The following is a 21891-nucleotide window of genomic DNA, read 5'->3' on the forward strand; positions in this document are numbered from 1 at the left end:
CGTGATTTTAACTCCGCAGGGCCTACGGCGGTTGGAGAACGCTATTATCCTGGCACAGGAACAAGAAAAATTTGGCTCACGGTTCACCCAGACAGAACTTTCAGAACGGGCAAAACTCAGCATCAAAACGATTAAAAAGATTCGGGCAGGCAAAATCCCCACTGATGAAGCATCTGTTCGAGCTCTATTCGCGGCTTTTTGCCTAGAAGAGCTAGAACCGGCTGACTATGGTCAACCCGAGCCAATCCAGACTACTCCTGAAGCCCATCCCCCAAACAGCAATTCTTCCTCAATTTCCAAAATAGACTGGGGCGAGAAGCCCGACACTGCACTTTTCTTTGGCCGCACCGCAGAATTGGCCACCCTCAATCAATGGATTCAAGTGGAGCAATGCCGATTGCTCACCCTATTGGGCATGGGTGGCATTGGCAAAACCTCCTTGGCGGCAAAGCTGGCTAACCAGGTCTACGATCACTTCGACTATGTGATCTGGCGCAGCCTGCGAGAAGCCCCACCCCTGGATGAAATCTTGGTGCGGTTGATTCAGTTTCTCTCTGACCAGCAAGAGACCGAAATCAACCTGCCGACTCGGTTGGGAGAGCGCATCATTCGCCTGCTGCACTACCTGCGCGAACATCGCTGCCTAGTGGTGCTCGACAACCTGGAGTCGATCTTGCAAGCCGAAACAGCGGGCCATTACCGAGACGGCTATGAGGGCTATGGCGAACTCATTCAGCGCATCGGCAACACCGAGCATCAAAGCTGCCTGCTGCTCACCAGTCGAGAATGCCCCAGAGAACTGGCCCCCTGGCGGGTGACCTGACGCCGGTACGTCTGTGGTCAGTCGGCAGCATCGACACCGAGGCCGGGCGAGAAATTCTAAAAACCAAGGGCTTGGCGCTGGATGAGGCTGATGACCAGGGGCAAGAATTGATTCGCCGCTGTAGTGGCAACCCCCAGGCGCTGCATCTGGTGGCAACGGCCATTCAACGAGAGTTTTTGGGCGATGTGGATGATTTTTTGCAGGAGCAGGTAACGGCAGTTGAAGATGTGCGCAGCCTACTAAACCAGCACCTGAGCCGTCTTGCACCCCTGGAGCGATCGGTCTTGTTTTGGCTGGCCATTAACCGCGAACCCGTTGGCCTAGATGAGTTGATGGAAGATCTGCTGCCACCAGTAACTAAGCAGGAGGTGCGGGGGGCGCTGAGAGGGTTGAGCGATCGCTACCTGATAGAAACGGTAGGCAAGCAGTTTACCCTGCAAAACGTGATCATGGAATTTGCCACAGATCGCTTCATCGAGCAAGTTTACTATGAACTTCAAAGTGAGAGATTTGAGCTATTTCATACACATGCTCTTATGAAAGCTATAGCCCAAGATTATGTGCGAGAAACACAAATAAGACTGATTCTGAAACCAATAAGTGAGCGAATAAGTAATTTTGGGAAAAAAGTTGATGAATACCTGAAAAATATTCGTATCAACTCCAACTGGACACAGGGGTATGCCGCAGGAAACTTAATAAACTTACTATGCCAGGATCAACCTAAAATTCTTTGCTTAAACTTTTCAAGCCTTACGCTCAGGCAAGTTTACATAGAAGGAATACAACTTCACAAACTCAATTTAGCTAACGCAACATTTGTTAATCCATCTCTAACCCATACATTTGGCCGAATTTACTCAGTTGCTTTGCACTCGGATACAGGCACTATGGCAACAGGCGATAGCAATGGCCAAATCCGCTTATCTCATATTAGAAATCCACAAAACTCTTTCATACTTGAAGGGCATAGTGATTTAATTTCCTCAGTCAGTTTTAGGCCCGACGGCCGTTGGCTTGCTACTGGTAGTGGGGATGCCACAATTCGACTGTGGGATCTCCAAAAGCGCCAATGCATTCATACATTAACAGGCCATACTGATGCCATTTGGTCAGTAGATTTCAATCCCGATGGCAATTTGCTTATTTCTGGGGGTGGAGATGCAACTATTCGACTTTGGGATGTCCAAAAACTTCAGTGTATTCACTCATTTAGAGATGACGATACTATAAAAGGCAAGATTTGGGCAGTTTCTTTTAGCTCAAATGGCGAATTATTTGCAAGTGGCGGTGATGATTCTAAACTTCGAATTTGGAATATCCGAAAAAGGCAATGTATTCATACTTTTACAGGACATAGTAATACGATTAGGTCTATAGCTTTTAGCCCTGATGGTAAATGGCTCGCCAGTGGTAGCGGAGATCATACTATCTGTCTTTGGGACGTCCAGCAGTGTCAATGTGTTCACAAGTTTTTTGGCCATACAGATTTGGTAAGGTCGTTGATCTTTACCCCTGATAGTAGATGGCTTGCTAGTGGCAGCGGAGATCATGCCATTCGTCTTTGGGATATTCGACAGCGTAAATGCGTTCACACTTTTATAGGGCATAGAAATTGGGTGTTGTCAGCAACTTTTAGTTCAGATGGTCGATGGCTTGCAACTAGCAGTGAAGATGCTACAATTCGGCTCTGGGATGTTCAAAAGCGTCAATGTTTTTATACCTTAACAGGGCATACTAACCGGGTTAGATCGATAACCTTTAGCCCTAACGGCAAATGGATTGCTACCGGCGGAGAGGACTCTATTGTTAGGCTGTGGGACGTCAAAAAACACCAATGCATTCATACATTCGCTGGCCACAAAAATTGGATCTGGTCAACTGTTTTCAGTCCTTGTAACCAATGGTTATTGAGCAGTGGTGGGGACGAAACAATAAGACTTTGGGATATTGAGAACAACCAGTGTATTCATGTATTCAGAGATCACGGAAACCTGGTTACGTCAATGGCTTTTAGCCCTAATGGACAATATATTGTGGCTGGTGGTCGAAAATCAACACTCAAGCTTTGGGATATTCAAACAAGGCAATGTATTCATTCTTTTACAGGACACAATAATTGGGTCAGAGCGGTAGCCTTCAGCCCTGACGGTCAATTGATTGCTGCTGGTGGTAAAGATTCTACTATTCGATTATGGAATATTCAAAATCTTCAATGTATCCATACGTTTAGAGATCATTCTGATTCAATCTTGTCAGTTGCCTTTAGTCCTGATGGCAAATGGCTGGCTAGTAGCAGCAAGGATAATACAATTCGACTGTGGAGCATTCAGAAAAAAACATATATCCATGAATTTATTGGCCATAATAAATTAGTCTGGCTAATAGCTTTTAGCCCGGATAGCCAGCGATTAGCTAGCAGTAGCGGAGATACAGTTCGTCTTTGGAATATTCAAGAAAAGACTTGTATACAAATGTTTTCCATCCATGGTGGTTGGATTCGTTCAGTAGTTTTTAGTCCTGACGGTCAAACTCTAGCTAGCGGTAGTAATGACGGTACAATTCGTCTATGGGATGTCTCAACTGGGGAATGTACAGCGATTTTTCAGGCACCTCGTCCGTATGAAGAAACTAACATTACTGGAGTGCAGGGTTTGAGTGAAGCACAGCGAACCTCAATGCTTGCATTAGGTGCAGTTGATTACTCTACGCCTTCAAATTAGGACTTTACCTCAACCTAGGTCATTCATAGACTGACTGCTCGTAATTTGAAGCGCCTTTCACCCTTCTGATAATTCAGCAATCCTTGCTAATAAGTTTCGACCGCCCGTATATTGGCATTCGGGCTACCCAGGTTGTGTAGCTAATCTTGAATTAGAAAGTATGGCGGATAGTATCCATCACTGAATTTTGCATATATCAAAATAAACCTGGTGTTGCCAATTCAAAACCTGTTAGACGCTAGTTTTACTACCGTCTTGCTCTAACATTACATCTTCATAAATGGTTTCCATCGGTATCCTTATTCCCAAGCTAGCCAACTCGATAGTTTCACCTACTCCATAGGGAATAAACGTCCAACTTCCATCACTACTACGGAGAAACACCTCCACCGTTTTAGCCTCAGAGCCCACCAAAACATACTCCTTCAGGCTGTCTAACTGACGGTAGAGCGTAAACTTTCCACCTCGGTCATAAGCCTCTGTCCCCGGCGAGACCACCTCCACAATCAAACAAGGGTAGCGAGAAAATTTTTGCGCCGTGCGGTCTCGTTCATCACAACTCACACTCACATCCGGGTAGACAAACGGGCCATCCTCAGTGATGCCAACCTTTGCATCAGAGTTTCGCACCTTGCAGCTGCCCTGTAGCTGTGCCTTTAACAGACTGGCAACATTCAGAGCAATATCGGCATGGGGCAGCGAGCCCCCAGCCATGGCAAAAACTTCGCCATCAAAATACTCGTACCGCAGCTCTTGCTGGGCTTCCCACTCAAAGTACTCTTGCGGTGTGAGTCGATGGTGTACTTGGGCAGAAACCATTGGCAAAGCCCCGACAGAAAAGGTTGAGCCTATATTGTAGACCAGCCTCTAGAACCAGCTATTGCCAAAACTTTGCGCGATTTCAACCTTAGTTCCAGCGATCCAACTTCAGCCGCCTGATCGCGCCACCCTAGGGTACGGTAGGCTGCCAAGCCCATAAAACACAACACTATTTCCCTTTTCGCGGCTTCCTAGGGTAGCTCAATAGGCCCTGCCGATAAACCTCGATCGCCCGCATGTGGGCATTCGGGTTATCCCGATTGTGCAGCCAGTCTTGAATCAACTCCAGGTTGTAGCGCACACAGCGGCTGTTAATCCTCACCCAGTGGAGGCCCTCAACCCAGTCGCCCTTCAGACGATACTTCTTCAGGGTCGAGCCGCTGAGGTTAAGACATTCTGAGGCCGTTCGTTTATTGACAAAAAGCAGCATGGCACCCAACTCCTGGGTCAACAGCAAAGACAAATTCTGGTTCAGAGTTGGTAGAGCATAGCGACACAACTTTTCTTGGTTATTTCAAGTTGTACCGTCCTGATACTGTCATCCTAAAGGAATCAACAACAGTTTAGCTGATTTAATGCTGAATATTAACAATAGTTAAACCTTGATCAGCATGACTAGGTGCCTTGGCGGATCTGTCTAATCTCTATAAATACTGCTGGCAGATGCTTTTGTGGCGTAGATGCGGCCCACAACGCCCTAGGCATAGAGCATCGACTCAGAATCGCCCTCAAGTTAGTCCTTGAGGATATCTCCCAGGTCGCCTAGCTCATCTCCATCCATCGCCACCCCCTTCTCAATATCCACAGATGCTGGGATAGGGGATGGGGGCGCGATCGCCCCTCCGCCTCTGACGACCACCACTAACTCCTCCAAGATGGCTTCCAGTCGAGCAGTGCTGCCCAATGGAGCCGAAGCACCGACATTAGCCATGACTGGATTGGCAATGTGGTAGCGATCGCACAAATCAGCAATCTGCTTCGCCAACCGCTCCACACAGTGCCGCGCCATTTCCTGAATCTCCGAGACCGACAACTGGCCGTGGAACTCTTCCGCCAGAGGACGGTAGAACGCCATCATGGCATCCATCCCCTGCTGTCGGCCTTGGCGACCAGTGAAATGCGGGTTGTTCAGCAGATAATTCAGCACGACCGCTGTAGCCGCCGGGAATTGGGCGTTGTAGATAAACTTGACCCGATCTGAACGGTCTTGACTCATGACGCCCCCCGCATCCGATTAGCATCTCCCAGTAACGCCTGGAACAGACCAAAGCCATCGGTCATCCGCATCGGCAGAGACGGCAGTTCCACCGCTTCGGGCAGCTGAGCCTTGACCAGTTGGGACAACGCCTCCTGGTGCTCCCAGGCAAACGACAGACGAGACGCAAACCCGCGCTCCTTAAAAAACTGCTGTAACGGTTCCCGCATCAGGTAAGCAGCTCCGCCTGCCAGTACCACATCGCCCTTGCCCGTCGCCAGACTCGGCAGCAGGTGGTCGGTAAAGTGGGATTCCAGGCTGGCCAGATATGCCGCTTCCACCTGGGCGATCGCCGCCGAGAAATCAACCGAAGTCCCCTTGGCTACCGAGTACTGTTGTGACTGCCCGGTCTCCAGCGCCCTAAGCAGCACGTCGTATTCCGTCACCGACACCCCCGCCGCATTGGCCGCTTTCTCAAACGACTCCCAGAAGCCCGGAAACTTGGAGGTTGATTTAGCCGAGTTCAGCGTCCCCGTCTCGAAGGCGAGTTGGGTGCCGTTGCGGTGGCCCAACATCTCAATCCAGGTGGTGCGCTGAGCGATGGACACCCCAGCCTGCTGAAGCTGAGCCTTGCGCTGGACGTAGATACCGTATCCCTCAGGCCGAAAGCTGAGCGTCAGATTCACCCGGTACTCCACCTCATCTTGAAATCGAAAGCCTTGAGCCAGGGTTGTTAATCGAGACGCGATCTGCTGACGGGTAGCCAATTCATTAATCGGCAGCAGCACCCAGACCACCGCATCAAAGCGAGCTGGAAGGCTTTCGGTTTTGGCGATCGCTCCCAGTGCCCCGACAATCCGCTCGGGAGCCTTTAGGCTCTTGTCTTACTTGAAGCTGTTGTAGTCGAGAAACCGCTGAGCGGCCTTGCCCACAAACGTCAACACCTCACCATTAACGTCAACACCTCACCATTGCGGTACCAGGCACAATCTTGCGGACGGCCCCCAGGGCTGATCGATTCGACCCCAGCGGCTTCGCGTTGGGCTACTTCCGCCTCCATCCAAAGGGCATGGGTCTGGCCGTGGAGCAGCTTGTAGAAGAACTTGCCGCCCGATTTACCTAAGTCGCAGGCTAATAAAAGCGTCGGAGCATAAGAATTCATAGGAACATCTCCCAATCACTGACTTATTTATCAGCACTCACTCAGCCAAATCCGTGCAACTTTGTGAAAATTTGCGAAAAGCGCTGATTTTCACAGAGAGCAATGTGATCTTTTGGGACGCGTGCCCACAATGCTGATTGATTGGAATACAATTTGGTGTATCAGGATGCTGCGCCCCTATCGGGGGCTTCGCGGAGAGGTCACACAGTACGCCAAGGTTTTGGCAAAAACCGGGCAACGGCCCTCCCCTCGGGGTTTCTACCGCTTTTGAAGACGCTGCCGCTTTCGCCCCAGGGTGGTGTCGTGTTTTTAACCCAGCTTCTCCATGCTTTCCACGAGCAACCTCTCTGTCGCTCAAGCGGAGACCTATTACACCCACGAGGACTATTACTCGGCTGAAGAAGCGGCTCACCCGACGCAGTGGGTAGGCAAAGGGGCTGCGTCGTCGGGTTTGGCTGGGGTCGTCAATCAGCAAGAGTTCAGCCAGATGCTTTCCGGGCAGGCTCCCGATGGGCGATCGCTGACAGGAAAGGTAATTGACCCAAAAAAGCGACGGGCGGCAACCGACTTTACCTTCAGCGCCCCCAAAAGTGTCAGCATTGCAGCCTTGGTGCAGCAAGACGAACGGGTGTTAGTGGCCCATCATCAGGCGGTAGCTAAAGCGCTATCGGTGTTGGAAGAGCGCTATGCTCAGACCCGGATTTCAACCGAGGCCGGAAGGACAAAGGTGACGACAGGGAATATCGCCGCAGCGGTGTTCACCCACTCCACCAGTCGGGAGGCGGAGCCGCAGCTGCACAGCCATTGTGTGGTGATGAATGCGACTCAGTTGGAGGATGGGCGGTGGTTTAGTTTGAGCAACGAGGCCGCGATCGCCGACCAAAAACTCCTGGGCCAGATCTACCAGAACGAGTTGGCCGTCGCGCTGAAGCAGCAGGGATACCAGATTGAGCCCAAGGCCCACGGGCAGTTTGAATTGGCGGGATATTCGCCAGAGTTGCTAAAGGCGTTCTCGACCCGGCGGCAGCAGATTCTGAGGCTGATCGAGGAATGGGAGGTGACGGGGTCTGAAAACAACCGGGCAATGCGGGAAACGGCGACCCTGGTATCGCGGAAGCGGAAGCCCAAAGAAGTGGACGAGGGGCTGTTGCAGCGAGGGTGGAATGCGCTGATTCAGTTGAAGGGGCTAGAAATGCCGGAGTTGCCCGAAGGCGTCGCTCCCTTAGCTAAATCATCTTCATCGGCCACATCGATAATTGACGCAGCTATTCAGCACTGTGGGGAACGGGAGTCGGTGTTTCGGAGGACGGCGCTGGAGCGCTTTGTCTTTGAGCATGAATTGGGGGTGCAGGGGTTTGAGGCGATCCAGCAAGGCATTGCCGAAAGTCCTGAACTCATCCGAGTCGCCGACGACAAGTTAACTACCCAAACCGCCCTCAATCTAGAACTCAACACCATTCGTCTGATGCAGCAAGGGCGAGGACAGGTGGGCGCAATTGTCCCCAACGGCATCCAGTTGGACAGTCTGGTAAGCCATTCCCTGAACTCCGAACAGCAAAACGCGGTGGAAATGGCGGCCACCACACCGGATGCGGTGATGGCGTGGCAAGGGGTAGCCGGAGCGGGCAAGACCTATGCTCTAAGCGTTTTGAAGGATCTGGCTCAGGCGCAAGGTTACGTAATCCGAGGCTTTGCCCCCAGTGCTGAAGCGGCCCATGTCTTGGGGGAATCGCTAGGGATTGAAACTATCACAGTGGCTGGGCTGCTGGTGTCGCAGCCATTAGATAAACCGCCTCAGCCGACGGTCTGGATTGTGGATGAGGCTGGACTTTTGAGCATGAAGGATGCCCATGCCCTCTTCCGGCGGGCGGCACTGAAGCAGGCCAGGGTGTTGCTGATCGGCGATACCCGGCAACTTTCGGCAGTAGAAGCGGGCAATCCCTTCAAAAGTTTGCAGGCGGGGGGAATGACCACCGCCTACCTGGAGACCCATCGGCGACAGCAGAATGGGGTGCTGCGATCAGCGGTGGAATTGGTGGCCCAGGGGCAGGTCAGTGAAGGCATTGAGCTACTGGCTCAGGCGGGGTGTGTTAAGGAAGGGGCTCAAACCCAGGAGCGGATTCAGCAGGTGGTGACAGACTATTTGGTGCTGGCAACAGAGGAGCGGAAGGCCACGCTGGTGCTGGCGGGAACTAATGCGGAGCGGTTGGCTCTGACCCAGGCAATGCGATCTGGCTTACAGAATGAAGGGGCTTTGGGTGCGGATGGCTTTGTGATGCAGAGCTTGCGCCGCAAGGATTTGACTACGGCCCAGTCCAGTTACCTCAAGGCCTACGCACCGGGGGATGTGTTGGTGCCAATTCAGGATTATCGGAAGCAGGGGTTGATCAGAGGGGAACAGTACCGAGTGATCGCGGTGAACTCCGAGGCCCAGCAGGTGGTGCTGGAGACGCCGAGTGGGTCGGTGTTGTCGATCAATCCGTCTCTGTGCCCCCGCAAGACGGTATACACAACGCAATCGATTTCGGTAGCGGTGGGTGATCGCCTGCGGTGGACACGCAACAACCCCAACGCTGGAATCCGCAATGGGCAGGGGTTTGTGGTGATGGGGTTGGAAGCGGATGGGACGGCGACGATTCGGGATGGGGCAGGCCAAACCTCCACCATCGACCTTAGCGGAAATCAGTACGTGGACTACGCCTGGGTGAGCACCACCTACAGCAGCCAGGGCAAGACGGCGGAACGAGTGTTAGCCCTGCTGGGCGAAACGACGAATCGAGAAGCGTTTTATGTGGCGATTTCTAGAGCCAAGCAGGCGGTGACGTTGTACACCACCAGCCAGGCCGACCTAGTGCGGCTGGCCCAGGTGTCGCGGGCCAAGGAGAACGTCAGTGACTATGTGCCATTAACTCAACAGGTGATGACCTATGGACAGCATGAACAACGGGAAGAATGGAAACCAGAACCCTTCTCCGGCTTTGACCCCAGAGCAGTGGGAGAGCGTATTGGCCAGCGTGTTGTGGAGCAGCTTAGAACCGCTGCGGGCCGAGATTTGCGTGAATACGCAGCGGGTACTCCACCTCGAAGACCACGTCCAGATCTTGGGCGAGAATTTGGCGATGTGGCCGCAGCACTGGAACCAGAGCTTGGGGTGCTTGGTCGCGCAATTGCAGCGTATCGTCAGCGACGAGACCTCCTCCGATGCGCAGGCGACCTTGCAGGAGCAGTTGCGGCTGTTGATTGCGGCTTTGAGCAGCTGGAACGGGCAGCTCCAGACCGAATTGGCCTTGCAGCAGCAGTTGATCGACTCGCTAGAGCGGTTGGAAGGCCGGTTGAACGAGAGCTAGGAGAGTGCCGTGACAGTTCAGATGGCAGGGGCAAAGCATTAACCAGCACCTATGGGGAGCTAGATGTGGGTGCGACTACCCCGGAAGCGGGTTCTCTTTCTAGCAATAGCCATTATCGGCAGATGTGGCAGCAATATTCCTTTGGTATTGAGGTAGCTAACCAAGTTGATTTGGATCGGCAGGTTGCACAGCGGGCATTGAACGCTGGATGTGCCCGCAAGGATGTTGGATTGATGTTGGTCGCTGGGAGCTTTATGGTTCGAGATATTGCACAGAACGAGGGAAAAGATAAAGCCCGACGCTATGTGAATTGGCTTGTTCGCAAGATTTATGCTGAGCAACAAAAACAGCGTCCATCCCCACGACAGCAGCACAAGCACCAGTGGGAATTGGGGGATTAGAACGGGTGATGTGGGTTCAACGGGTCATGGATGGGGCGAGTGATGTTAGCGGGGACAGGATGGTGGCAATTTTTTGCCAGTCTGGGCGTACCCAGCCAATAATATGAAGGATGTGACTGAGGACGGGGCTGGATAGCCCTACCTCTAATTGTTCTAGACTTGCGGTGGCGATCGCCAGAATACGGATAAAGTCATCTGGTGTTTGAGTGTCCAAGGTATCTAAGGCTTCAGCAAAGCGATGCTGTCTCATAAGGGCGAGCGCAAGAGAACCTAAGGCCAATCGTTGTTCTTTATCATCTTGAATGGCCCAAATTAAATGCTTGGCTTCCGAGAACTGACCCACCTGCGACAATTCTCTAGCCACGGCAGTCAAAGCTCTATCTCGTTCTGTCCAGCGGTCAATTCTGTCAATAATTTTTTTGGCAGATGAAAACCGACCCAGTCTAGCATGGCTGATAGCTAAATCCTTACGCAGAGATGCCTGATATTGTGATACATCACGATCTACTGCCTGTTCAGCGGCTGCAAAAAATTCCTCGGCTTCAGCAGGCTGGTCCAGTTGAAGCATGAGTTTGGCGAGATCTTGGAACATACCTACTTGCTGAAAGTTAATTAGATCTGTTTCGGCTACTTGTTTGGCTTGAGCAATGTAGTTTGGATTTTGTGAAGCTGTCGCTAGCTCCTGCCAAGCCAAGCCCAAACATTGCTTGTCCTCAATGGTCGAGATAGTATCTTCTGCCTTTGTCCATTGGCCAAGTTGGATAAACACTGTTGCTATAGTGAGTAATGCCCAAGGCTTCCGATCAGGAGATTCTATGGTTAAGGCTAGCTGTTGAGCCTCAGCTAATAGAGCCGCTGACGTGGTCTCTTGTCCGACACGGGCTAAAGCAACTGCCAAAATACTCAGGGCATCTATCCGTTGTCTATTGTCTGTAGAAATCGATCGAGCAATTCTTTCGGCTTCTTCAAAATGATGTTTCTGAGCTAATGCTTTAGATAGTGTAGCTAAAGCTTCGGATTGCTGCCGACAGTCCTTATCATTAATGGCCCAAGCTACTCTCTCGGCCTCTGCAAAATAGCCTATCTGGGCTAAAGCCCGAGATAACCCTGTCAGTACACCTTCACGGCGAGGAAGAGCAATATCCTCATGGCGATAGTCTTTCAGAACCTCAGCTAAAGCTTCAACCTCCTGGAAAAGCCTTTGAGCATCAGCTTTTTGGTTAGATAGAGCAAAGGAGATAGCAACTTGCTGTAGTGTCCCGGCACGTTCTAAGGGCTCTTGAATAACTTGAGCGAATTGCTCGGCTTCTAAGGCCAACCCCTGCTCTGCAAAGTCGGTCACAATTGCCCCAAGGGTCGTCCTCTGGTCTATCTCGTCTTCAATGGATTTAGCAGCCGATAGAGCAGCTTGGAACATTTGCTCAGATTCCTTTTGATGACCGGCTTTCTTTATGGTCGTGCCTAAGACCACGAGGGAAAACATTGTCCGTAATTGCTCAACTGGGTTGACGGGTACCGGCTAAAAAGAGAGAGTGGTAAACTTTTGGCATGAAAGACCTGCCGCCGTTAGAAGGCCTCAGTTCTGAGGAGAAAGATGCTCTGATACGAGAGCTATGGCAAATGGTGCAAGCCTTGCAGGCCGAGGTCGAAAGGCTCAAAGGCAAGCGCATTAAGAAGACGTCACGCAATTCAAGTTTGCCTCCGGCGAAGGGTTTTAAGCCAAACTCAGAGGGTTCCAAGCCCAGTCAAAGCCAGCGAACCGCAAGTGTGGGTCGAGCGGGCGGTGGACGAGAACTGAGTGCATCACCCGACCAAGTGGTGGTAGCGCAAGTGAGCCGTTGCCCCCACTGTGGCACTGAGGTAGACCCGACTAAGCAGCAACTCAAAGCCGTGTATGAGCGGATTGAACTACCGCAGGTGCGACCCCAAGTGACTCGCGTCGAACGCTATGGGGGAGACTGTCCATGCTGTCAGCAGGGCTATGAAGCCCCCGTACCGGTTGGTTTAGAGGTGGGGTCGCCGTTTGGTCAGAGTATTGCCAGCGTGGTGACGTATCTGAGGTACCACCATGCGGTGAGCTATCAGCGCCTCAGCCAACTGATGGGGGATCTGTACGGGATAACGATTTCCGTTGGAGCGATTGCGAACCTGCTCCAGCGGGTTCAAACCCAGTTAGCGTCCTCGGTGGCCCGAATTGTCGAGCGTCTGCGCAGTGCTCGCCTGGTGTGCAGTGATGAGACCAGTGCTCGGCTCAACGGCCAGAACCAGTGGGAGTGGGTGTTCCAGAATGAGCAGGTGTGTCTGCATGTGATTCGTCCCAGCCGGGGGAAAGCCGTGATTGACGAGATGATGGCCGGTCATCGCCCCCAAGTTTGGGTTTCTGACTTATTCAGTGCCCAAAAGGCCCACCCCGCCGAGCGTTGGCAAGTTTGTCTGGCCCATCAACTTAGGGATTGTCAATATGCCATTGACGCAGGTGATGACCTGTTTGCCCCTCGAATGAAGCACTTATTCCTGCGTGCCATTGCCGTGAACCGACGACGACACACCCTGGCCGCCTCGACGCTTCAGCAGTACCGTGCTCGATTGAGAGGTAGCCTACGGGAGGTCTTGAATCTGAAGCCTAAGTCCCCCGAGGGGCAGCGATTGCTCAAACGCTACCAAAAGATTCGAGCGCATCTGCTGCTATTCCTCGACGATGAACCGGTACCGCCGACCAATAATTCCAGTGAACAGGCGCTGCGCTGGAGTGTGGTCTTTCGCAAGGTCACCCATGGCCTTCGCTCCGACTGGGGCGCAGAGTTGTTCGCCCAGGTGCGCTCGCTGGTCAACACGGCTCGGCGGCAGGGTATGTCTGCCTTTGAAGCCATTTCTCGCGCCCTTACCTCATACCAGTCCGATTGGCTACTGAGTTGAGCAATTACGATAGGAATTTGGGGATCTTCAACCACTGGAGCGATCGCCCTGGCGGCTTGAAATAGCTGGGTAGCTTCTGCTGTTCGACCGGCTTTGGCCTGCATCATGGCCAAAACCCTCAGCACAAAGGCTTTGCCGCTGTTATCTTGAATGAAGGTGGCGATTCTCTCTGCTTCGGCGATCGCATCCTCAATCTGGTGATCTTGGGCCAGGGAAGCGGCCAGGTCTGCTAGCGCCTTGGTTTTAGCCCAATCAGTCTCAATCGTTAGGGCTACTCTTTCTGCTTCGGCATATCGCCTGGCTTGGGTTAGCGCTTGGGCTAGGTCTTTTAGGGCTTCTCCTTGTTCAAAATCCTGATCGATGGAACGGGCTAGAGTCTCAGCTTCAGTGAACAACAGGGTTGCCTGATCTGTGCAGCCTGCGTTTGCCCAGGCGCTGCCGATCTGGGCTAGAGCTTTGGCTCGGTTAGCCTGCTTGTCGATGCTTCGAGCGACCCTGTCTGCGGCTTCTACCGCTTGAGCGGTAAGGAGAGCGTCAACAATTTCTGTAAGGAGCTAACTCTGGTCATACTCGTTGGGCAAGGTGCGGGCTATAGCTTCGGCTTCGGCAAAGAGGGGGGCGGCAGCTTGAGGTTGGCCAGATTGGGCTAGTGATGTCCCTAAGGTGGCCAAGCTCCAGGCTTGCCATCTAGGGCTAGCTATCGTGCGGGCCATTGCCTCGGCTTCGGCAAAATATCCAGTTTGGGCTAGGGACGCTACCAGTTCCTTAATGGCAAAAGCTTGCTGGGCTGGATTGTCTACTTGGTGGGCTAACTGCTGGGCATCAGCAAAGTAATCCTGAGCAGTGGACTGCTGACCGGCTTTGGCATGGGCATGGGCTATACCGCCCAGGGCGATCGCTTTGGCTTTGGGATCGTCGATGATGTTGGCTGTTGTCTGCAACTCGGTCAACAGGTCTGCACAAGGCTCGCCCTTCTCTAGTAGAAGTTTATGGAGGAGAAATAGCCCCCAAAACCGCTGCTGGGTTTGGGGGCGCAGACGAACCTGGTTTAAAGCCTCTGTTTCACGGTCTAGCCAAACCAGCGTTCTGAGATTGACGTCGTCATAGCGGTTGACTCGTTGGGCTACAACTTGGCGGGCTGTGTGTAGTTGCAAAAGGTGTAGCAACTGTGCCGGAGTGAGAGGGTCAGCAAAGCTGCTAATCGATAGGTCGAGGTCGGCAGCGTAAGCAGCATCGCCCTGGCAGTGGATAAATTTGGCCTCCATCCACTGAGGAGAGGCGGTGAGGAGTTGGTGTAGATCGGCGGTGCGATCGCCCTCGAACAAATGGTATGTCAGATGATCGTAGCCGTAGCTGTCTAGATGATGCAAATTCAAAGTTTCTAAAGCTTGAGATGGCTGCCAGTAGTGATGGGCAATTTGCTGATGGAATTCTTGGGGTGGAAGGTAGTAGGGGTTGTGGCGGCTATTTTTGCTCCAATTGAACGATCGCACTCTCAAGAAGTCCACAACTGATTGGTGATACAGCCTGTAGCTGGTTTCCGTGGTTGATGTTGGCTGTGGCTCAAGCTCTTCTAAAAACTGTCGGAGGTCACCTAAACACTGCCAAACGGCAGATTCTGCTTGCTGAGTAAATGCTTGTAATTGGCTAAGGGTGAGGCTGGTACGGGCAACAGAGAGAACACCGATGATTGGAGCATAGGTTGTTCGCCAATTCTGCTTACCCAGGGTGACGACTCTTTCCAGGGATTCGTAGTACAAGCCGTCTAACCCTTCTGGGAGTCCTTCAAGATTGGTGAGCGATCGCTCTCCTTGCTCAATTGCATCTAGCAGAAATCGGACATACAAGAAATTGCCGTCTGATTTTTGGGTGACTTGATCAATCGCGGATTCTTGCAGCTGGGGTTCTAGATTAGACAGGTGGGTTGAAAGTGTGGGTGCTTGGGAGATACGGGTTTGGATATAGGCACGAATATCAGCCTGGTTATGGATATCAAATTCCGGAGCGGAAAGGTTGAGTTCTACGGCATTGAGAAACTTGTTTTCGACCTGGGGGACTTTGCGGCTAGTCAGGATGAAGCGAACTTGGGGCGGTAAGCCTTCCAGGTTGGCAAGGAGATCAACGATGGTGCGATCGCCCTCGTGGATTAGGGCCTCGTCTAAGGCATCAACCAGAATGGTAATTGGTTGGTCAAAGCCTGCTTGATAAATGGCGTGAAGCGGATTTAAGACGACCCAGTTGAAGGCTTCCTGGGTGGTCATTATGCCTGATAGATCGAGGTTGTGAATAACGAGGGCTTGAATACTACTGTCATTAGCTGCCCCAACACTCTGATTTATCTGGATGTTGACTTGCTTTTCGCCGGTATCTTTTAGGGATTGAGCGAATGAGGGAATGTGTTGTGCGAGTTGGAGGGCAATAGCGCGAGCAAAGGTTTTGGGGTCGATAGAGGTGCTGTCGCGGGCAGAGCAGTGATGAATTGCCCTAAGAAAACTGGGCAATAGGTCTGGATGTAGGGGGTCTGCGCTTTGGGAGAATTGAGTTAGCCGATCGCTGATAGCAGTTTTGCCTGCACCTGGTTCTCCTGTGAGCAAAAAGTAACGTGAGCCAGTGGGGTCAGAGAGCCATTGGTAGATTGCCCTAAAGCCCCATTCACGCCCTGTGAAGTTTGAGGGGCGATCGCTAGTCTCATTGGTGCTGTTAATACCTAGCTTGCGAGTGAGGGATAGCATAGTTAATGGGGAGAGCAATTGAGCGATCGCTGTGTAGAGATTAATATCTACAATCTGCCATTCCCAGGAGTGATGCTGAAATAACCTTTAGGATTTGAAAGGATAGCGATCGCACTTTTCCCTACTCCTGGTTCTCCAGTCAAGATGAAGAACCGCTGATCCTTTTGTTGAAGCCAGTGGTTTGTGTTAGTGAAAATGTGCGATCGACCTGTGAAACCTTCGGCGAGTTGTTGGAGGTTGGGGAAGGCGATCGCTTTTAGTTGCATCGTGGTGACTTCAATCATTGAATTTCACATCACAGGTGGTGCTCACCGAAAAACTCAATAACATCTAAACTCCTTGATATAAGCTTCATTAAGGCCACCAATGACCAACATCTCGAATGGCGAGCGTTACTGCCTTAGCCGTATCTTTCCCTCCAAGCATGGATATAACCTTAACAAAAGGATGTAGAAACATTAGGAAAGTTGAACGAGGACGATTAACTGAATTTTTAAGGAAGTGACACCAAAGTGTGTATAGTTCATCTGTAGGTAGAAGAGCTAATTGAGGAACAATAACCTCAAGCGCAATTACAACTGCACTACCATCCTCAGATTTCATTGAGTAATCAATGTACTCCTGTAAAGCTAATGGTCTGACAGACTGAGGAAGATTCTTAACTGGATTCAGAAAAATGTCTACAAGCTCTGAATCGTTTTTTGATGCTAAGAATTCCTGTAGTATTTCATTTTTGATTGCGCTTGGCATAGCACGCTCAAACTCTTCTAAAATTATTTTCCGTCCATACTCTTGACCCTTCTCTCTTTTCTCAAAAAATAGTCCAACACCCGCAGCAGTTCCAGCAAAAGTTTTAAGTGTTGTTTGGACTAAAGAACTAGCTAGAGAGTTGGAAAGCGAATGTACTAAAATTCCTTGCCATTTCTCATCCCCAATTGCTAAAACACTGTTCAAGGCATCCTTGAGAGTTTGTTGCTTCAGTGGCTCTGGTAAACTAACAGAAATCTTTTCGAGAGCTTGGGAGCGTACTTGTTGGTCTTTGATGTTTTTTACGATTCTTAGAGCCTCTTGCTGTAATTCATTAGCTAAACGAGGTGTCAAGTGCTGTAGTCCTTCAGCACGCCACTCATCTTCTTGAATCTCTTCAACTGCTTTTAACAGTTTCAATTTGGAAGACTCAGGAATACGAGAAAAGAGTGAATAGAGAAGGTTTAAGCGATTTACTCCATCTTTGATCGAAAAGGCAGAATCAAGTAACTGCTGGTTTACTGATTCAGCTAAAGAAGGAATTAAATTTCTCAACAAACTTACACGACTTTTCTCGTCATTAAGCTTCATTGTCAGCTTTAATAATTCTGACAAAATTTGCTGCTTCTGAGTTTCTAGCAAATATGGCAGGATTGCATATAATAGCCATGCCTTCTCATGCTCATTACGGTATCTTAGTGCAGACTGTAGAACTTGTTGCCTTTGAACTTCATTCAAATAGGGAAGCAACTGCTGAAATAAGCCTGACTGCCCATTTTCATTACGATATTTCAGTGCAAACTGTAAAATCTGTGTTATTTGAGCCTCATCTAAGTGGAGAAGTAATTTCTGAAATAACTTTGACTGCTCAGATTCGTTGCGATATTTCAGAATGGAATGTAAAACTTGCTGTTTTTGAGCTTCATTTGAGTTAGGAAATAGCTTTTGAAGTAGCCCTGATTGTTTTTCTTCCTTTTTTACTTTGAGTACATCGCTCAAAACACTTTGCTTTAAGGATTCAGGTAAATAATCAGAAATATTGCATAACGATTCAAGCGTTTCGTATTCCGAAAATGAGCTGAATGCAGTAGTCGCGACGTCAAATACTTTTTTCCCTGCTTGCCCTAACAATCCTGGTAACTCGATAGTAGTTCCTAGATCGCGTTGGATTTTATCTGCTAACACCTGTTGCGCTGGAATCGACAACGCAGCATCTAAAGCTTCTTGCCTCAATGGAACTGGTAAATGAGGAACTAAATCTAGAAGTGCATATCTCTTACTATATTGACTAGAGAGGGCCAATATTCTGTTTAGAAGATCCCGTTTCCAAATATCAGGTATGTAAGAAATAAATTTATTAGCTTCGTTCCAACGCTCACTGTCACTTAGGCTTACAAATATATCTAACGCTTCCTGCCAAGCTTGTTGCTGTAATGATACTGGTATACAAAGCGCTAAATCGACAAAAAAACGTAGCTTTCTCCCCTTAGATAGCTTTAATGTGGAGGTCAGCTCTAGAATTTTTTGCCAGCTTTGAAGTTGCTCAGGTTCATTGAGATAAACAACTAAAAATCTAAGCGCCCACATTCTTAATTCATCATCTTGGATCCTTAAAGCAATCGCTAAAGCATCTTGCTTAAAGGATAATGATAGGTGAGGAACTAGTGCAGTTAAGCCAGCAACTTGGTTGATCTCAGAGACTTCTGAAAGTATTCTTAAAGCGTCTGAAAGCGCAAATTGAGATAAGTGAGCAGCGATGCGTGTTTCCCAAAAGATCCCGTATCCAGCAACTTGATGTAATCCAGTTTCAAAAAATTTGTCGGAGAACAGTGCCCTTTCAAACCATGCTCCTTCATCCAATGCGTTAGAGCGCCAAACATACTTCACCTCTAACTCCTTCTGCCACAATATCAGCCATTGAGAATCTGAAAGATGAGGAGAATCAATTAAAACGCGCCAGGAGCGGGTTCCTATTAGTGTGGTAAAAGCTTTTGCTGCGAGAGTCTCTGAAAGGCAAGGAATAATTGCAAGTAGAGTATCCGTCCACTTGTCGATGATAAAACTAAACCTTGAATCACTACCTCTTGAATTATCAGATGGGGGGTTTAGAGCTACTTCAAGAGCATCTTTCTTTAGGCATTCAGGCAGGTTAGGAAATAATTCTTTTAAAGCCTCTAAAGCTTTTTCTTGATCTTTAATACTTAAAGATGCATTCAACGCCTCTTGCCATCCTGTTTGCTGCATAGGCTCACTAACTAGATTCGGTGTCAAACTCATCAGTGTTTTCAATCTTTGCTTTGGATCTGGGATCTGCTTCACGTAGCTCAATGCTTTACGTTCTGTCCACACCTGAGCTTTTACTAAATTAATTAGCAAGCTATTTGAAATATTACTTGCCAGTTTGCCAACCGAAGTGGTGATTAACGCATAGCGGCACTGTAGGCTGATTGCTCTTTCTGGATTGAGTTGGAATTCCTCTTCTGCCTTACCCCATGCCAATGCAATATCTGTCAGAAAACCTTCTAGATCGCCAATCTGATCTTTAGCTTCAAACCATGCATGGCGTTTAGTGATTGTCTCTACAGCTAACAAGTCATGCAGTTCCCTTGTACGTTCTGCTTTCACTAAATGTTGAGTGAGATGACGTAAACCATATTCATCAAAATCTCCTATAGCAATATCCTTCCACGCTTTGTCTAATGGACAGTAGGATTGCAAAATGCGATCATACTGCTCTTTTTCTGGTGTGTAATAAGGATTATTTATTTCTTTACTATCAATCACAATGGATTTTTTTCCTAGAAAATCAATTACTGATTGATGATAAAGTTTATATTTCTGCACAAGGCTTTCTTTTTCTGGTTTGATTTCGTCAACAAACTGTCGTAGGTCACTTAAGCACTCCAAAGTTAATGATTCTGAGTTGTGGGTAAAAGCTTGAATCTGACTAATAGTAAGGCTTTCCTGTGCAACGGAAAGAATCCCAAGACATGGAGCATAAATGCTTCCCCAATCTTTTTTCCCAAGTTTTACTACCCGCCTCAGCGAATCGAAATATAAAGCTTCTAAACCTTTTGGTAGTCTATCCAGTTCTGTAATAGACTGTTGCCCAGATGAGATGGCATCGAGTAAAAACCGAGCGTATAGAAAGTTCTCCTCCGACAGTTCAGAAATCTTTGTAGCTTGTTGCTTTCTCCAAGTATCGTTTGTGGTTTGAGCAGGCAGAGGTAGGCTTTCTAGACGATGTTTTACGTATACAGTGATGTCTTCCCGATTTCTGGTTTCAAACTCTGTAGCAGAGAGAAATAATTCTCGTACTCCTGTTAATTCACTTTCAATTTGTGTCTCTTTGCGGCTTGTCAAGATAAAACGTGCTTTGACTGATGGAGGAATTCTAGAGAGTAAATCTACAATTTTGGTTTCTCCAACATGAGTCAAAGCTTCGTCCAGACTATCTACTAAAAGCACAAGGGGATCATTAAAACCCTGCTGATATAGAGACTCTAAAGGATTCAGCACAACCAAATTAAAGGCTTCTTGAGCTGACATTACTCCCGAGACATCCAGGTTATTAATTACTACACCTTGAACAGCACTGTTTGTGGCAATCCCAATATTTTGAGTGATTTGAATGTTAACCTGTTTTGTACCAATCTCCTTCAAAAGATTCGCATAAGCAGGAATTTGGGCAAGTTGCAAGGCAATTGATTCAGTGAAGTTTTTGGGATCAACTGAGGTGCTATAGCGCGCAGAACAGAAATGAATTGCCGTTAGGAAACCTTGGTCAAATTTTTGGTCTTGCTTCTCTCCATTAGCAAATTGAGCAAGTCGAGCCGCGATCGCCGTCTTGCCACTCCCTGGTTCACCCGTCAGCAAGAAAAAGCGATCACCATTAGAATCAGCCAACCAACTCTGAATTGCCTCAAACACCCACTCTCGTCCTGTGAAGTTGAGCGTGCGATCGGCAATATAATTTGAGAAATCAATTCCTAGTTTGGGGTTGAGAAATGGCATGGTTGGTTTCAGGTAAGAAGTTTGTATATGTCAGGCAAGACAAGGGGCGATCGCACTTTTCCTATTTCAAAGGGTTGGATTGTTGAAGTCGGCTACTGTCGGTTCTTGCACAGACACTTCGTTTAATTGGTGTCGCGTTGCTGCGAGCGCCTGATACACCTCCTTTCGCACCCGATTCACACCACCTAGCGGTCTATGGTCAGGAAGAGCATGCCAAGGATTAAACGAGAGATTTTCGTCAAATTCATTGCGAGCCTTTGTATCAAACTGCTGCTGCGGAATCCGAATAGTCGCCACCTTGACAAAAGAAGAATCTGCCTCACTCCACTCCACTGTGGCATCTTCAAGCGGCATGCGTACCGCATCGGTCTGCACCTGCACCATAAAATCAAAGAAAATATCCTGGTGACTGAGCTGCTGCACCATCGCTTCCCGTAGAAAGTTATCTGACGTTGGGGTTGGTTGGCTATCCCCAGTTGGTTGTAGCTCCCGAGGGATAGCTGCAAACTTAATCGCGTGCGGCCCCAGCTTGTAGGGGGTGGTGCTCCAGTACTGTATCTGTAGAAGGTTGGTCACCGGCTTTTGACGGATGGCTTTGAGAATGCCCACCTGCTTCCGATGAGATGGTGCATACATTAAGAGGAAAGGCAACGGTTTCAACGCCTTCGGCATTTTCTTGACTGCCAGCAGGGCTTTAGAAATCGCCAGCGTATCCTGAGCATCTTCCAAAAAAAGTGCCGGATGGTTGATCAGAATGAAGTCTTGGGTTGTGGCACCCTTCTCGCCATCCAGAAGTTTTTCACCGGGGACGCCCACCAGTTTAATCGCCATACCACGCACATCACCCTTGGCATCGGGCTGGATGTTAGAAGACCCATTGGAGAAGCGAACCCAGGCAGGATAGGTGCAGGTACTGGTCTCTTAAAAGGTGATGGAGCCCTAAAACCTTTATTCGGCAATGGGTTGAGCCAATTGGAGCCAAAATCCTGACAGCGCTTGTCTAGAGAGGCTT

Annotated in this window: 14 protein-coding genes; 4 read left to right on the top strand and 10 right to left on the bottom strand. The window is 49.4% G+C overall.

Annotation, left to right across the window (positions count from 1 at the left end):
* Position 1: 1 nt before the first annotated feature.
* Together H6G07_RS23805 and H6G07_RS23810 are read left to right on the top strand one after the other, a co-directional pair.
* Entirely contained in the window at positions 2–823 is an 822-nt protein-coding gene (locus H6G07_RS23805; protein ID WP_171973098.1) for an NB-ARC domain-containing protein, read from the top strand.
* Positions 787–3546, top strand: a complete 2760-nt coding sequence (locus tag H6G07_RS23810) for a WD40 repeat domain-containing protein (RefSeq protein WP_084173611.1) — start codon at positions 787–789, stop codon at positions 3544–3546. The genes H6G07_RS23805 and H6G07_RS23810 overlap by 37 nt, the downstream gene beginning before the upstream one ends.
* A 231-nt stretch (positions 3547–3777) precedes the next feature.
* On the opposite strand, the gene H6G07_RS23815 is transcribed toward H6G07_RS23810, so the two are convergent.
* From H6G07_RS23815 to H6G07_RS23835, 5 genes are all read right to left on the bottom strand, one after another.
* Entirely contained in the window at positions 3778–4365 is a 588-nt protein-coding gene (locus tag H6G07_RS23815) for a Uma2 family endonuclease (protein ID WP_073610828.1), read from the bottom strand.
* A gap of 169 nt (positions 4366–4534) precedes the next feature.
* Positions 4535–4795, bottom strand: a complete 261-nt coding sequence (locus H6G07_RS23820; protein ID WP_073610841.1) for a hypothetical protein — start codon at positions 4793–4795, stop codon at positions 4535–4537.
* Positions 4796–5098: 303 nt separating this feature from the next.
* Positions 5099–5581, bottom strand: coding sequence for a hypothetical protein (locus H6G07_RS23825; RefSeq protein ID WP_073610827.1), 483 nt, complete (start codon positions 5579–5581; stop codon positions 5099–5101).
* Entirely contained in the window at positions 5578–6357 is a 780-nt protein-coding gene (locus tag H6G07_RS23830) for a hypothetical protein (protein WP_073610826.1), read from the bottom strand. The genes H6G07_RS23825 and H6G07_RS23830 overlap by 4 nt, the downstream gene beginning before the upstream one ends.
* Positions 6358–6497: 140 nt before the next feature.
* Positions 6498–6722, bottom strand: coding sequence for a hypothetical protein (locus H6G07_RS23835; RefSeq protein WP_073610825.1), 225 nt, complete (start codon positions 6720–6722; stop codon positions 6498–6500).
* Positions 6723–7047: 325 nt separating this feature from the next.
* On the opposite strand from H6G07_RS23835, the gene mobF reads away from it, so the two are divergent.
* Complete coding sequence (mobF, locus tag H6G07_RS23840) at positions 7048–10470, top strand: MobF family relaxase (protein WP_073610824.1); 3423 nt, start codon at positions 7048–7050, stop codon at positions 10468–10470.
* Between the two features lie 16 nt (positions 10471–10486).
* Here the strand turns inward: mobF and H6G07_RS23845 are convergent, their stop codons facing one another.
* Positions 10487–11953: a tetratricopeptide repeat protein gene (locus tag H6G07_RS23845; RefSeq protein WP_073610823.1), complete on the bottom strand. Its 1467-nt coding sequence runs from the start codon at positions 11951–11953 to the stop codon at positions 10487–10489.
* Between the two features lie 65 nt (positions 11954–12018).
* Between H6G07_RS23845 and tnpC the strand changes: the two genes are divergently transcribed.
* Entirely contained in the window at positions 12019–13386 is a 1368-nt protein-coding gene (tnpC, locus tag H6G07_RS23850) for an IS66 family transposase (protein ID WP_073610822.1), read from the top strand.
* 554 nt (positions 13387–13940) lie between these two features.
* Here tnpC and H6G07_RS23855 read toward each other — a convergent pair.
* The 4 genes from H6G07_RS23855 to H6G07_RS23870 form a co-directional block, all read right to left on the bottom strand.
* The gene (locus H6G07_RS23855; RefSeq protein ID WP_073610821.1) at positions 13941–16118 is read right to left on the bottom strand and encodes a P-loop domain-containing protein; all 2178 of its coding nucleotides are present in this window, start codon (positions 16116–16118) and stop codon (positions 13941–13943) included.
* A gap of 47 nt (positions 16119–16165) precedes the next feature.
* Entirely contained in the window at positions 16166–16402 is a 237-nt protein-coding gene (locus H6G07_RS23860) for a hypothetical protein (RefSeq protein ID WP_073610820.1), read from the bottom strand.
* Between the two features lie 70 nt (positions 16403–16472).
* Entirely contained in the window at positions 16473–20879 is a 4407-nt protein-coding gene (locus H6G07_RS23865; protein ID WP_073610819.1) for a P-loop domain-containing protein, read from the bottom strand.
* A 66-nt stretch (positions 20880–20945) separates the two neighbouring features.
* Entirely contained in the window at positions 20946–21710 is a 765-nt protein-coding gene (locus tag H6G07_RS23870; RefSeq protein WP_073610818.1) for a catalase family protein, read from the bottom strand.
* Between the last annotated feature and the right edge of the window lie 181 nt (positions 21711–21891).

The organism is Phormidium tenue FACHB-1052, assembly GCF_014696675.1.
Taxonomy (GTDB): domain Bacteria; phylum Cyanobacteriota; class Cyanobacteriia; order Phormidesmidales; family Phormidesmidaceae; genus Nodosilinea; species Nodosilinea tenuis_A.

Bases quoted from the DNA above. Each gene is read 5' to 3' on its own strand.
- H6G07_RS23820 (WP_073610841.1), bottom strand. From the start codon at position 4,795: ATGCTGCTTTTTGTCAATAAACGAACGGCCTCAGAATGTCTTAACCTC.
- H6G07_RS23855 (WP_073610821.1), bottom strand. From the start codon at position 16,118: ATGCTATCCCTCACTCGCAAGCTAGGTATTAACAGCACCAATGAGACT.
- H6G07_RS23845 (WP_073610823.1), bottom strand. From the start codon at position 11,953: ATGTTTTCCCTCGTGGTCTTAGGCACGACCATAAAGAAAGCCGGTCAT.
- H6G07_RS23870 (WP_073610818.1), bottom strand. From the start codon at position 21,710: ATGGCGATTAAACTGGTGGGCGTCCCCGGTGAAAAACTTCTGGATGGC.
- H6G07_RS23835 (WP_073610825.1), bottom strand. From the start codon at position 6,722: ATGAATTCTTATGCTCCGACGCTTTTATTAGCCTGCGACTTAGGTAAA.
- mobF (WP_073610824.1), top strand. From the start codon at position 7,048: ATGCTTTCCACGAGCAACCTCTCTGTCGCTCAAGCGGAGACCTATTAC.
- H6G07_RS23825 (WP_073610827.1), bottom strand. From the start codon at position 5,581: ATGAGTCAAGACCGTTCAGATCGGGTCAAGTTTATCTACAACGCCCAA.
- H6G07_RS23865 (WP_073610819.1), bottom strand. From the start codon at position 20,879: ATGCCATTTCTCAACCCCAAACTAGGAATTGATTTCTCAAATTATATT.
- H6G07_RS23810 (WP_084173611.1), top strand. From the start codon at position 787: ATGCCCCAGAGAACTGGCCCCCTGGCGGGTGACCTGACGCCGGTACGT.
- H6G07_RS23815 (WP_073610828.1), bottom strand. From the start codon at position 4,365: ATGGTTTCTGCCCAAGTACACCATCGACTCACACCGCAAGAGTACTTT.
- tnpC (WP_073610822.1), top strand. From the start codon at position 12,019: ATGAAAGACCTGCCGCCGTTAGAAGGCCTCAGTTCTGAGGAGAAAGAT.
- H6G07_RS23860 (WP_073610820.1), bottom strand. From the start codon at position 16,402: ATGATTGAAGTCACCACGATGCAACTAAAAGCGATCGCCTTCCCCAAC.